Consider the following 13,019-nt stretch of genomic DNA (forward strand, 5'->3'; position numbering starts at 1 on the left):
ACGGCTCATTAGATTGATTGCAATCAAATAGCAGCAAAAAAAACAGTTAGATTTTACAACACTCTAACTTGATCACGATGATGTTATTTTTTTAACAAAAATTGCAGCTCTAACATCACATTTTATTATCGAGAATTGCAAGAATTTGCTCTAACTTGTCTTGCTGTTCAAAGTTAATAACGATTTTTCCTTTGCCACTTTTAGTTTGATTAATCGCCACCTTAGTGCCTAATTGCTCAGTTAGCCTGTTTTGTAATAAAACAACATGTTCACTTTTTGATGCAGGCACTTTAGGTATTGATGGATTTAAAAGTGTTTTAACCAGTTTTTCAGTTTCACGCACAGTTAACAAATTATTGACAATTTTTTGTGCTACAGCTAACTGTTGTGTTTCATCTAAGGATAATAAAGCCCTTGCATGACCCATTTCGAGTTTTTTCTGCTCCACTAATTGTTTAACAGGCTCGCTTAACTGGTTTAAACGCAATAAGTTAGAGACGGCAGCACGTGATTTCCCGACCGCTTCAGCAATTTGCTGGTGAGTCAGTGAAAACTCTTGCTGTAGTCGTGCTAAAGCCACCGCTTCTTCTATTACATTGAGATCTTCACGTTGAATATTTTCAATCAACGCAATAGCAATTGTCGCGCGATCATCAACGCTTTTAACCAAACAAGGCACCGTCGTTAATCCTGCGATTTTAGCCGCTTGCCAACGACGCTCACCGGCAATAATTTCAAAACGTTGATCAGCTAAACGTCGAACAACAATAGGTTGAATGATCCCTTGGGCTTGAATCGATTCAGCAAGCTCCGCAAGCGTATCATCAGCCATCGATTTACGCGGCTGGAACTGACCTGATTGCAGCAGTTCAATCGCAAGGTCCCGTAATTCACTGTCATTGTTTGAAGTCGAAAGTGCTGTTTGTTGATGGGTTTGTTGCTTAGCTTGTGCGACTGCACTGGTAGAAAGCAAGGCATCAAGGCCTTTGCCTAAACCACGTTTATTAAAATTCATGAAAAGCCTTATGCGTCCTCAGAAGTCACCGTTTGTAATGCTAATTCATCACGACGAATCATTTCACCCGCGAGCGCTAAATAGGCTTTAGCGCCACTAGAATACTTATCGTAATACATCGCAGGACGACCATGGCTTGGCGCTTCTGCTAAACGGACATTGCGTGGAATAACGGTACGATACACTTTGTCACCAAAGTGTTTTTTCAGCTGTTGAGAGACTTCGTTAGCTAATCTATTCCGAGGATCAAACATGGTGCGCAGTAAACCTTCTATTTTAAGTTCACTATTCACCACCGCTGTTAACTTGCTAATGGTATCCATTAATGCTGTTAAGCCTTCAAGAGCAAAATACTCACATTGCATCGGCACTAATACGGAATCCGCCGCTGTCATAGCATTAATGGTGAGTAAGTTTAGCGAAGGGGGACAGTCAATAAAAATATAGTCGTAGTCATCACGAACCTTGGCAAGTGCAGTACGTAGACGCACTTCACGGGCAAACACTTCCATCAACTTTATTTCAGCAGCAGTGACATCACCATTAGCGGCTATCAAATGATAGCCCCCCGTCGTTTCTTTTATAACAACGTCATTAAATGGCGTTTCCTCGACCAAAAGATCATAAGCGGTGGCATCAACTTGGTATTTATCAACCCCACTGGCCATGGTTGCATTACCTTGTGGATCAAGATCAACCACTAATACTTTACGTTGGGTTGCAGCCAAGGATGCTGCTAAATTTACACAGGTGGTGGTTTTACCCACACCACCTTTTTGATTTGCTACCGCTATGATTCTTCCCACAAGAAAACCTCAACAATTAATCCTTTGCCGTCAAGACTACTAGATGACGCTCACCTTCTAAATCAGGAACCTGTAAAGATTTCACTTCTATAACTGAGCACCATTCTGGCAGTTCTGCCGCTTCTTGCTCGTTATATTGGCCTTTCAATGCGAGGAACTGACCACCTGATTTTGGTAGATGATGGCACCAGTTAACCATATCGGCCATTGAAGCAAACGCACGACTTAACACTGCATCAAAGCCATCACCGGCTTCAAACTCTTCAACGCGACTTTGTACTGGCGTCACATTGGTAATTTTTAGCTCATGGATCACTTGGCGAATAAAACGGATGCGTTTACCTAAGCTATCTAACAAGGTAAATGATTTATCAGGACACATAATCGCCAACGGAATACCTGGCAGTCCCGGTCCTGTTCCAACATCAATGTAACTAGCGCCATCTAAATACTGGCTGACGACAATACTATCCATAATATGTTTAACTAACATTTCGTTAGGATCACGGACTGACGTCAGATTATACGCTTTATTCCATTTGTGCAGCAGTTCTACATAACCGATCAGCTGGTCAAGTTGCTGTTCTGTGACCTGCAGTTCAGTTTGGGCGATAAGTTGTACTAATCGTTGTTTCATTGTTTAGCCCTTATTCGCCTTTTTTTAATAAGCCGTGTTTTTTCAAATAAACCAATAACAGCGAAATCGCAGCAGGGGTAATACCTGAAATACGTGATGCCATACCAATTGATTCAGGTTTTGCATCATTAAGTTTTACCACTACTTCATTCGATAGGCCTTTAACATTGCTGTAATCAATATCAAATGGCAGCTTAGTAGTTTCATGACGCAGGGATTTTTCAACTTCATCACGCTGACGATCAATATAACCTTGGTATTTCACCTGGATCTCAACTTGCTCACGCGCTTCAATATCGTCAAGCGCTGGTGCAAATGTTTCGATGCTTGTCAGTTGTTCGTAAGTCACTTCAGGACGACGAAGAAGATCTTCACCACTCGCTTCACGAGCGATCGGCGCTTTAAGAATTTTGTTTAATTCATCAACATGATCCGATTTTGGATTGATCCAAATATCTTTCAGACGTTGACGTTCAAGTTCCATATTTTCAATTTTTTGATTGAAACGAGACCAGCGAGCATCATCAACTAAACCAAACTCACGACCCATTGGGGTTAAGCGTAAATCAGCATTGTCTTCACGAAGCAATAAGCGGTATTCGGCACGAGAAGTAAACATACGGTATGGTTCTTTAGTACCAATCGTTGATAGATCATCAATCAATACGCCCATGTATGCTTGATCACGACGAGGACTCCAGCCTTCTTTATCTTGAACTTGAAGCGCGGCGTTCATACCCGCCATTAAGCCTTGTGCTGCCGCTTCTTCGTAACCTGTCGTACCGTTAATTTGTCCTGCAAAGAACAGACCATCGATATATTTGTTTTCGAAGGTTTGTTTTAGATCGCGAGGGTCAAAGAAATCATATTCAATCGCATAACCTGGACGCATAATGGTTGCGTTCTCAAAGCCTTTCATTGAACGAACAATTTGCATTTGTACATCAAACGGTAAGCTGGTGGAGATCCCGTTTGGATATAATTCATTTGTCGTTAAGCCTTCCGGCTCAATGAAGATCTGGTGACTATTTTTATCTGCAAAACGCATCACTTTATCTTCAATCGAAGGACAGTAACGTGGACCAATTCCTTCAATAACACCGGCATACATTGGGCTACGATCCAAATTATTGCGGATCACTTCATGTGTGCGTTCATTGGTGTAAGTAATAAAACATGGGATTTGACGTGGATGATCCGACGACTTACCCATAAATGAAAATGTTGGTGTCGGGTTATCACCGTGCTGCTCTTCAAGTACACTGAAATCAACACTGCGCGCATCAATACGTGGAGGAGTACCTGTTTTTAAGCGATCAACACGTAATGGTAATTCGCGTAGACGATCCGCGAGGGCATTCGATGCAGGATCACCAGTACGTCCGCCACTGTAGTTTTCCATACCAATGTGGATCTTACCACCAAGGAAAGTACCAACAGTTAACACAACGGCTTTGGCATGAAACTTTAAGCCCATTTCCGTTACAACACCAACAGCTCGGTGATTTTCAACAATTAAATCAGTGACGGCTTGTTGGAAAATCATTAGATTTTCTTGGTTTTCTAATACGTTACGAACAGCTGCTTTGTATAATGCGCGGTCTGCTTGAGCACGAGTCGCACGTACTGCAGGACCTTTCGATGAGTTCAGTGTACGAAATTGAATACCACCTTTATCAATGGCTTGCGCCATTAATCCACCAAGGGCATCAACTTCTTTAACCAGGTGTCCTTTCCCGATCCCGCCAATAGCTGGGTTGCACGACATTTGGCCCAACGTATCGATATTATGGGTCAACAGTAAGGTTTTTTGTCCCATTCGGGCTGCTGCCAATGCGGCTTCTGTGCCTGCATGACCACCACCCACAACGATGACATCAAATTTTTCCTGGTAAAACATGGAACTTCCTCAGGTATTTAAATAGCCAGTGAGTTAACTCGAGCAAAGGGCGGACATTCTATCCTTTTTCTGTGCAAGAGAGAATATTTCATCAAGATCATTTGATCAGTTTAATTACGCTCTTTAAATATATATAAGATCTTTTTAAAGAGATCTTCTATTAGATCTACTATTAGGATCGTACGATCGTGTGGATAACCGACAAATGATCCTAATGATCATGTATTTAAGAAGGATCATTTCTTGTGCAGGAGCTTGGATCTGATCGTGTATAGGCTGGGATCAAAAAAGCTACTTATGCACAGGGGGAGGAAGTCATATAAGTTATTAAATGGATAACTATGGGTTGATCACCGTTTAGATCTATAGTTATCCACAGAAAAAAGATCGAAATAAGCTGGAAACTGAGTAACTGTTGATGGTTTTTTAATCAGTAATTAAGTTTTTCCAGTTATTAAACCATGCTTCAGCAGGCTCTTCAGGCACTGGTGTCTCTGAAACATCAATATCAAGACGTTCACCGAGCTGGTTTGCACCTAAAGAAAGTAATAATCCTTCTATTTTCTTACCTGCCGCACAGAAGGTATCGTAATTACTATCACCAAGCCCAATGACAGCAAATTTAACACCGCTCAGTGTGGGTTGTTGTTGAGTGAGTTGCTCTACAAATGGCAAAAAGTTATCAGGATAGTCGCCAGCACCGTGAGTTGAGCAAATGATTAGCCAGATAGTGTCTTGATCGAGCTCTGAAAACTCTGCTTGATTGATGACTTCAGCTTGGTGGCCATTATCTTCGAGCAATTCTGCTAAATGATCGGCGACATATTCAGCGCCACCTAAAGTACTACCGGTAATAAGGCTAAGTGAGCTCATAGTTATCCTTTATATAGATAGAAAAAGCTAGAGCCTTTGAATTAGCAAAGATCTAGCTCGTGTTGATTGTTAATTTCGATGATTTTTATCATCAATTAGATATTCTTTGCTGTAGGTTATCGCCATTTTATTCACTTATCTATGGCTAACTGATATCCACCAGCAAATTAAGTCTTAATTAAGAGGAAAATATGTGGGTACTTTATAAGAAAAGATCGAGTTATAAAGTAGATAGATGATCTTAGATTGGAGATCATACTGTTGTGGATAATATATCGCTAATGATCTTACCCACACGATCTTGATATTTTAATCACAGGCTTATGATCATAACAAACAGGTCGATCCTATCGTTTTATGATGAAAGAAAGGATCTATTTTCTTCGTGGCGTCAGATAAAGTTTATCGGATGTTGGGTGGCGACAAATCGTGATGTTATCTTGGTATAACTGATGTAATCGAGAAGGAGTTAATACGTTATCTGGGGTATCAAAGGCAATTAATTCACCCTGCTGTAAAAGTAATAACTGATCGCAGAACTCAAGTGCAGTATTGAGGTTGTGAATTGCCACCAGCGCCGTTTTGCCTTGTTGGCATTGCGCTGCGAGGATATTCATTAACTCAGATTCATGGCCGATATCTAGGCTGGCTGTGGGCTCGTCCAGTAACATGCAATCAGCGTTTTGAAGTAATAGACGAGCAAAGTGTACGCGTTGTTGTTCTCCTCCCGATAGTTGATTAAGTGGTTGATTTAATAGTTTTTCAATGTTTAATTGATGGATGGTTCTATTAAACTCTTTGTCACTTATTGGGTTGTTGTGGCTGTAGCGGCCGTAACCAATTACATCTTTGACTAAAAAAGCGAACGCTGGCTCTGTATGTTGGGGGAGATAACTCATGTGCTGTGCACGTTGTTGGTGACGATAACTGGAAAGTCGTTTTTCTTTGAGAAATATCTCGCCAGATGACGGCGTCAAATAGCCCGCTAAACACTTTAATAATGTACTTTTTCCTGCACCATTTGGACCAATAATCCCAACCAGTTCACCTGCGCCAATTGTGAAATTGATATCGGTTAATAATGGCTTGTTTCCTTGCTGAAAAGAAAGGTGTTTGGCTTGAATGATCGTATTCATTGGGCTATCCCTTGGTACTGACTACGGATCAATAGGGCAATAAAATAAATGCCACCAATCACGGCGGTAATGATCCCTGTTTTCAATTCATTGGGAGCGATCACGGTTCGCGCTAGAAGATCGCACAGTAATAAAAATAAAGCGCCGAAAATAGCTGAAAATGGCAGTAACCGTCGATTATCTGGTCCTAAAAGAAGACGAACCAAATGCGGTACGATTAAGCCGATAAAGCCAATCGGGCCTGCTACCGCAATAGCCATTGCGGTGAGTACGGTGGTTAATACCAGTAATGTGAATCGGCTGCGCCTGACATTAACGCCCATACCATGGGCATTTTGTTCACCTAAAGCCAGCAAGTTTAAAACTTGGCCATGGCGTAACAGCACGATTGCTGCAATAACAATGATCGGTGTGGGCCATAGCAACTGTTGCCAGATGCGAGAGTCTAATCCTCCCATTGTCCAGAAGACAAACTCGCTGATCTCATATTGTTGTGCAGTCAGTAATACGCCCATGGTTAAGCCTCCTAGCAAGCTTGATACTGCGAGACCTGCCAAGATAATAAATAGTCCTTGTTGGTGAGATTTAGCCGCGAGCATATACACCAATAAAGCGCTAGTAAGTGCGCCAATAGTCGTGAAAAGAGGTAGCCAACCTATAGCTGTGGCACTGATCCCTGTGACGATGGTGATAACAGCAGCAAAGCTGCTACCGGCACTGATCCCTAAAATATCAGGGCTGGCCAAGGGGTTTTTAAATAATCCTTGGCTACAAGCACCAGCAAGGGCTAATGCACCACCCGCTAATATGGCGGCACAAGCACGGGGGAGGCGAATATGGAGCACGATAGCATTGGCGAGTGGATATTGCTCCGCTGCTGCGTGGCTACCTTGGACGAGATAAGTATGTAGCAGACCTGTGATATCTGTTATTGGGATAGAGACAGAGCCTAAGCTGAGATACGCTATAACAGTAATAATAAAGATGACGCTCGTCAGTAACCACTGATAGGAAGTTGCTAATTTAGGCATGAGGTTTGCCATAAACGCGATGGTTTAAATAGATAATGGCATCAACAATATACTGGCTATCTGTTGAACGTAGTGCTTGAGGCAAACAGATCACTTTGTGGTGTTTTATGGCGTTTAATTGTTGTAGTGAAGGATCGTTTAATAACTCCTGACGAAAGGTGTTACTGCTATCATTGGTATCTTTACCACAGGTTCCAGGAACAATAATGACATCAGGATTGATAAGTAATAACTGCTCTTTTGCCAGTGGTACTTGACCGTATTTATCCCCTTGGGTTGCAGCAATGGCATTGATTAAGCCTGCTTGCTCAAAAATGGTATTAATGGTTGATTGGCGGTTGCTTGATGCGCCCCATGGGGTGTATTCAACGGCGGTAAGTCGGTGCTTGGGAATGATGACGTGTTGTTTTAATTTACGATCCATCGTCTCGACTAACTGCTGAGCGCGTTGGTTTTGATTAACTAATTTACCTAACATGAGAATGTTTTTTTCAATATCAGCTAATGTATATACGGTATTAAATACAAAAACATTGATCCCTGTTTGACGCAGGATATTCACTTTTTGTTGGTCGCTCCAATTGGCTGCAATCAGTAAATCAGGTTGGTTAGCGATAGTGCGTTCAATATTCAGATCCAATAGTGGGATTGTTGTCGGTAATTTATTAGCGATCAAAGAGTAAGTCGGATCGTTACTTAATCGACTTAAGCTTGTGATTTGATGAGCTGGTAGTAATTCAATTAATACCTGATCACTGAACATACTTTTTGATGATACACGCAATGGTGGGTTGTTGAGAGAGACCATTTTTTGAGTCGCATCCATTACTGTAAGCGGGTAGGTTGTTGCTTGTTCAGCATTACTTGGGCTGCTGAGTAGTAATATGGTACACAGTGAAAAAGCATGAAAAAATTGGCGCATAATAGTCATCGAAAGCATGATAAAGGCTGCTTGTCGCTCTTCCTTGGGCGAACAAAAGGTGGCGTCATAGTTAGCGATTTTGATTATGCTGTCAATTACAGTCGTGTATCACTCTGTTAATATCGCAGGATTCGTTATCTTAAGGTGGTACCAATGACATTAAAGTTCTCAGGTGATATTGATGAGCTGGCTTATCCCTTTATATTTGAAGACTCCCCCTTGTGTGATTTTGAAATTCTAACCGATGAATTATGCACCTATACAGGGCTGGCATTATCTCAACTTGAAGAGGGGGAGATCCGCCAATCATTAGCATGGTTACAGCCACATCTGTTCCATCTCAATGGTTCTATTCGGGGAAAATGTGGGATTTTTGAAACTGATATCGAGAAACTCAAATCGGATTACCACCATTTCCGAGATCAGGTGACGGATAACAATAAACGCTTTGTTTTGCCTCGTGGTGTTGGTTCGGTTGTGCTGTTGCATCAATGTCGAAGTTTAGCGAAGAAAGTGGTTCGTCAATTAGTGTTAGTGGACGCTTCGGGTAAAAATGTACCAGAGACCTTACCGCGCTTTACTAACTTGTTAGTGAACTACTATTTTGCATTGACCCGAGTATTAAACCAACAAGCGGGTATTGAAGAGCCAGAATATATCAGTATTAATTATCCTAAAGCGCCGAAAAGTGAAGATAAAAAATAATAAAAAACGTCATATATCAAAGATATATGACGTTTTCTTGTTTCTGTTATCAATGGTTAGTATTTACTTACCAATACAGAACGAGGTAAAGATACGACCGAGTAAATCATCCGATGTAAATTCACCTGTGATCTCACTTAAGTGTTGTTGAGCAAGACGTAACTCTTCAGCAAGAATTTCACCTGCCATAAAGCCTTCAAGCTGCTCTTTACCAATATCGAGGTGCTCAGCGGCACGCTCTAGGGCATCTAAGTGACGACGGCGAGCCATAAAGCCGCCTTCAGTGGTGCCAGAGAAACCCATACATTGTTTTAGGTGTTCACGTAGGGCATCTACGCCATCGCCTGTACGTGCTGATAATCGAATTAAGGTTGGATTATTGGCATGACAGATACCCGCTTGTTCACCGGTAAGCTCTGCTTTGTTACGAATCACAGTTAAACCCATATCAGCCGGCAGACGTTCAATGAAATCAGGCCAGATCTCTTTGGGATCGGTCGCATCTGTCGTGGTGCTATCAACCATAAACAGAACGCGATCAGCATGCTCAATTTCATCCCACGCACGTTCAATACCAATGCGCTCTACTTCATCAGAGGCTTCACGCAAACCTGCGGTATCAATAATGTGCAGTGGCATGCCATCAATGTGGATATGCTCACGCAATACGTCACGAGTCGTACCTGCAATATCTGTCACAATCGCGCTATCTTTACCAGATAGAGCATTCAACAGGCTAGATTTACCTGCATTAGGGCGACCCGCAATGACGACTTTCATGCCTTCACGCATAATTGCGCCTTGGTTGGCTTCTTTACGTACTGCATTTAAGCGCTCGATAATGCCATTTAAATCACCACCGACTTTACCATCAGAAAGAAAATCAATTTCTTCTTCTGGGAAATCAATTGCTGCTTCTACAAAAATACGTAAATGGATCAAGGCTTCAACCAGTTCATTTACTTTGGTTGAGAATGCCCCTTGCAGTGATTTAAACGCACTCTTTGCCGCTTCTTCAGAGCTTGCATCAATTAAGTCGGCAATCGCTTCTGCTTGCGCTAAATCGAGCTTATCGTTCATAAAGGCGCGCTCTGAGAACTCACCAGGACGTGCTGCACGGATCCCGTCAATTTTTAAGATACGACGGATCATCATATCCATCAGTACAGGGCCACCATGACCTTGGAGTTCCAACACATCTTCGCCAGTAAATGAGTTAGGGCCTTTAAAAAAGAGGGCGATGCCTTGATCCAGTGCGGTGCCATCTTCATTTTTAAAAGGAAGGTATTCAGCGTAACGCGTTTTCAGTTCGCGACCTGCAACAGCAAGCGCAACCTCTTTGGCTTTAGGACCTGAAACGCGGATGATGCCGACGCCACCACGACCCGGCGGTGTCGCTTGAGCGACGATAGTATCGATGTGTTGATTCATAACCTTGGCTTTGCTTGATAAAAACAGGGGAATTGTAAACTAGTGTTGCGTGTAACACCTAATTAGGCAAATAAAAAAGGTGGCTAAAAAGCCACCTCAGTGCAAATATTCTCTTACTTCGTCTTTTTTCGACTATGTAAGCCCTGCTGTTCTAATTTACGGAAAATAATGGTTTGTTGGATCAAGGTGACAATATTGGAGGTTAACCAGTACAGCACAAGTCCGGCTGGGAAGTACAAGAAGAAAACCGTGAATATTACTGGCATAAACGTCATGATTTTCTTTTGCATGGGATCAGTGACGGTAGAGGGGTTATTCTTTTGGATAAAGAACATAGTGATACCCATTAAAATCGGCAGTACATAGTATGGGTCTTGCGCTGATAAGTTTTGGATCCACCCAAAAAAGGGCGCGTTACGCAGCTCTGTAGATAGATTCAATACGGTATAAAGCGCAATAAAAATGGGCATTTGTATTAGCAAAGGTAAGCAGCCACCCAATGGGTTAACTTTCTCTTTCTTGTACAGCGCCATCATCTCCTGGCTTTGACGTTGGCGGTCGTCGCCGAAACGCTCACGCATCGCTTGGATTTTCGGTTGCAGCATACGCATCTTAGCCATTGATGTGTATTGCGCTTTAGTTAGTGGATACATTAAGCCACGGACAATCAACGTTAGAATAATGATGGCGACGCCCCAGTTACCCACGATGCCATGAATGAATGCAAGAAGTTCATGTAAGGGAGTGGCGATAAATGATGACCAACCGTAATCAGGGAGTGCTGCTGTATTTAAATCTGGATTCATAATGTCGTGCCGGGCTCTGCCATAGAAAGATTAAATTTTAACCAATAATATTCGTACTAAAGTCCGAGTAATGCAAATAAAAAAGGCGACCCGAGGGTCGCCTTTTTAGTGCTAGAGAAGATTACTTCGCTTTTTTACTGCTGTGTAAGCCTTTTTTCTCAAGGGCACGGAAAATAATCGTTTGCTGGATCAGTGTAACGATGTTTGACACTAACCAGTAAAGTACTAGACCTGAAGGGAAGAACAGGAAGAAGAAAGTAAACATAACCGGCATAAAGGTCATGATCTTCTGCTGCATAGGGTCTGTCACTGTTGACGGACTCATCTTCTGGATAAAGAACATAGTGATACCCATTAAGATAGGTAGCACGTAGTACGGGTCTTGTGCTGACAAGTCATGGATCCAACCGAAGAATGGCGCGTGACGCAATTCAACCGATTCCATTAATGCCCAGTACAGTGCAATGAAGATTGGCATCTGTAGTAAGATAGGAAGACAGCCACCCAGTGGGTTAACTTTCTCTTTCTTGTACAGTTCCATCATCTCTTGGCTTTGACGTTGACGGTCATCACCTAGACGCTCGCGCATTGCTTGGATCTTAGGCTGAAGCATACGCATTTTAGCCATCGACGTGTATTGCGCTTTTGTTAGTGGATACATCGCACCACGAACGATAAACGTTAGGATGATGATTGCAATACCCCAGTTACCCACAAGGCTATGGATAAATGATAATAGCTTGTGTAGCGGGCTAGCAATGAACCATAACCAACCGTAATCAACTGTTAGGTTAAGGTTCTTCGCCGTTGCAGCCATTTCGTTTTGTAGCTTAGGACCGACCCAAAGTGTTGCTTTGATTTCTTTACTCTTACCAGGTGCAATTGTTTCGATTGGCATGCGTACACCAATATAGCCGTTACCGTTGCTAGTTGTAGAGTAAACTTGAGACGTTTGATCTGCGCCATCGCGTGGGATCCAAGCAGAAACAAAGTAGTGTTGCATGATAGCAACCCAACCTTCGTTCGCAGCAACATCAAGGTTCTTCTCCTTCATGTCGTCGAAACTGTATTTCTTGTACTTAGTATCGTTTGCAGAATATGCGCCACCAAGGTAAGTAGGCATAGTTAGGCTACCGCCTGAATCACTTAGCTTATGACGAAGCTGTGCATACATCTGCACGCTTGCTGCTTTATCAGTGTTGTTCGCAACGGTGTAATCAACGTTAACAGCGTAATCATTACGCTTAAGAACAAATGTTTTGGTGTAATTGATGCCATCTTTAGTAAATGTCATCGGTACACGTAATTCATTTTGATCAGGACCCATTACAAAGTCTTTTGCTGTTACGCTGTATTGCGCACGGCCACCTTGTTGAGAATCAGCACCATTCGGGCCGATTAAACCTGATTGTGCAATGTATTCATGACCATCTGTATCATTAAGCAGTACAAACGGGTCTTTTGAATCGAGTGTGTTGTTGTATTTTAGCAGCTTAGCATCAACTACATCACCACCAAGCGTATCGACTGTTAATTCCAGTACATTCGTTTTTATGGTAATTAAGTTTTGTGAGCTAGTTTGATCAGTTAGAGGCTGACCTTCAGCAGAATGTGACGGGATATCACTGCTTTGTGTCGATTGTTGCGCTACACCTTGGCTTTGAGGCTTAGGAGTTTTGTCAGCATTCCATTGTTGAAATAATAAGAATGAGACAAAAAGTAGGGCAATTAACAGAATATTACGTTGGGAACCCATA

Annotated in this window: 11 protein-coding genes and 1 pseudogene; 1 reads left to right on the plus strand and 11 read right to left on the minus strand. The window is 42.3% G+C overall.

Going from position 1 to position 13,019, the window contains the following annotated elements; genetic code table 11:
• Nucleotides 1-115: 115 nt before the first annotated feature.
• The 8 genes from C9J45_RS16185 to C9J45_RS16220 all read right to left on the minus strand — a co-directional run bounded on the left by C9J45_RS16185 (nt 116) and on the right by C9J45_RS16220 (nt 8,338).
• Nucleotides 116-1,015 (minus strand): ParB/RepB/Spo0J family partition protein, encoded by a 900-nt coding sequence (locus C9J45_RS16185; protein ID WP_107292767.1) that lies wholly within the window; start codon nt 1,013-1,015, stop codon nt 116-118.
• A gap of 8 nt (nt 1,016-1,023) precedes the next feature.
• Nucleotides 1,024-1,821 carry a ParA family protein gene (locus C9J45_RS16190; protein ID WP_105061258.1) on the minus strand — a complete coding sequence of 266 codons (798 nt, stop codon included), beginning with the start codon at nt 1,819-1,821 and terminating at the stop codon, nt 1,024-1,026.
• 16 nt (nt 1,822-1,837) lie between these two features.
• On the minus strand, nt 1,838-2,458 hold the full coding sequence (gene rsmG / locus C9J45_RS16195) for a 16S rRNA (guanine(527)-N(7))-methyltransferase RsmG (RefSeq protein ID WP_045153763.1): 621 nt from the start codon (nt 2,456-2,458) through the stop codon (nt 1,838-1,840).
• A 10-nt stretch (nt 2,459-2,468) separates the two neighbouring features.
• Nucleotides 2,469-4,358, minus strand: a complete 1,890-nt coding sequence (gene mnmG / locus C9J45_RS16200) for a tRNA uridine-5-carboxymethylaminomethyl(34) synthesis enzyme MnmG (RefSeq protein ID WP_107208089.1) — start codon at nt 4,356-4,358, stop codon at nt 2,469-2,471.
• 426 nt (nt 4,359-4,784) lie between these two features.
• Entirely contained in the window at nt 4,785-5,231 is a 447-nt protein-coding gene (mioC, locus tag C9J45_RS16205) for an FMN-binding protein MioC (protein ID WP_107292768.1), read from the minus strand.
• A gap of 374 nt (nt 5,232-5,605) precedes the next feature.
• Nucleotides 5,606-6,367, minus strand: a complete 762-nt coding sequence (locus tag C9J45_RS16210) for an ABC transporter ATP-binding protein (protein ID WP_107292769.1) — start codon at nt 6,365-6,367, stop codon at nt 5,606-5,608.
• The gene (locus C9J45_RS16215) at nt 6,364-7,398 is read right to left on the minus strand and encodes an iron ABC transporter permease (protein ID WP_107292770.1); all 1,035 of its coding nucleotides are present in this window, start codon (nt 7,396-7,398) and stop codon (nt 6,364-6,366) included. The genes C9J45_RS16210 and C9J45_RS16215 overlap by 4 nt, the downstream gene beginning before the upstream one ends.
• A complete protein-coding gene (locus C9J45_RS16220; protein WP_233217811.1) occupies nt 7,391-8,338 on the minus strand; it encodes an ABC transporter substrate-binding protein in 948 nt (315 codons plus the stop codon). Before C9J45_RS16220 ends, C9J45_RS16215 begins: the two co-directional genes overlap by 8 nt.
• A gap of 135 nt (nt 8,339-8,473) precedes the next feature.
• Between C9J45_RS16220 and C9J45_RS16225 the strand changes: the two genes are divergently transcribed.
• Nucleotides 8,474-9,025: a cobalamin adenosyltransferase gene (locus C9J45_RS16225; RefSeq protein WP_107208094.1), complete on the plus strand. Its 552-nt coding sequence runs from the start codon at nt 8,474-8,476 to the stop codon at nt 9,023-9,025.
• Between the two features lie 63 nt (nt 9,026-9,088).
• On the opposite strand, the gene mnmE is transcribed toward C9J45_RS16225, so the two are convergent.
• The 3 genes and pseudogenes from mnmE to yidC (C9J45_RS16240) form a co-directional block, all read right to left on the minus strand.
• Entirely contained in the window at nt 9,089-10,456 is a 1,368-nt protein-coding gene (gene mnmE / locus C9J45_RS16230) for a tRNA uridine-5-carboxymethylaminomethyl(34) synthesis GTPase MnmE (RefSeq protein WP_107208095.1), read from the minus strand.
• Between the two features lie 113 nt (nt 10,457-10,569).
• Nucleotides 10,570-11,232 (minus strand): annotated as a pseudogene (gene yidC, locus C9J45_RS16235) (membrane protein insertase YidC); the annotation flags it as partial.
• Nucleotides 11,233-11,383: 151 nt separating this feature from the next.
• The gene (gene yidC, locus C9J45_RS16240) at nt 11,384-13,018 is read right to left on the minus strand and encodes a membrane protein insertase YidC (RefSeq protein WP_107247616.1); all 1,635 of its coding nucleotides are present in this window, start codon (nt 13,016-13,018) and stop codon (nt 11,384-11,386) included.
• Between the last annotated feature and the right edge of the window lies 1 nt (nt 13,019).

The sequence above is a fragment of the Photobacterium sp. GB-1 genome, assembly GCF_003026165.1.
Lineage (GTDB): Bacteria > Pseudomonadota > Gammaproteobacteria > Enterobacterales > Vibrionaceae > Photobacterium.

Coding starts and splice junctions, on each gene's coding strand:
- mnmG (WP_107208089.1), bottom strand. CDS start 4,358: ATGTTTTACCAGGAAAAATTTGATGTCATCGTTGTGGGTGGTGGTCAT.
- yidC (WP_107247616.1), bottom strand. CDS start 13,018: ATGGGTTCCCAACGTAATATTCTGTTAATTGCCCTACTTTTTGTCTCA.
- C9J45_RS16220 (WP_233217811.1), bottom strand. CDS start 8,338: ATGCTTTCGATGACTATTATGCGCCAATTTTTTCATGCTTTTTCACTG.
- C9J45_RS16225 (WP_107208094.1), top strand. CDS start 8,474: ATGACATTAAAGTTCTCAGGTGATATTGATGAGCTGGCTTATCCCTTT.
- C9J45_RS16210 (WP_107292769.1), bottom strand. CDS start 6,367: ATGAATACGATCATTCAAGCCAAACACCTTTCTTTTCAGCAAGGAAAC.
- rsmG (WP_045153763.1), bottom strand. CDS start 2,458: ATGAAACAACGATTAGTACAACTTATCGCCCAAACTGAACTGCAGGTC.
- C9J45_RS16215 (WP_107292770.1), bottom strand. CDS start 7,398: ATGCCTAAATTAGCAACTTCCTATCAGTGGTTACTGACGAGCGTCATC.
- C9J45_RS16185 (WP_107292767.1), bottom strand. CDS start 1,015: ATGAATTTTAATAAACGTGGTTTAGGCAAAGGCCTTGATGCCTTGCTT.
- mnmE (WP_107208095.1), bottom strand. CDS start 10,456: ATGAATCAACACATCGATACTATCGTCGCTCAAGCGACACCGCCGGGT.
- mioC (WP_107292768.1), bottom strand. CDS start 5,231: ATGAGCTCACTTAGCCTTATTACCGGTAGTACTTTAGGTGGCGCTGAA.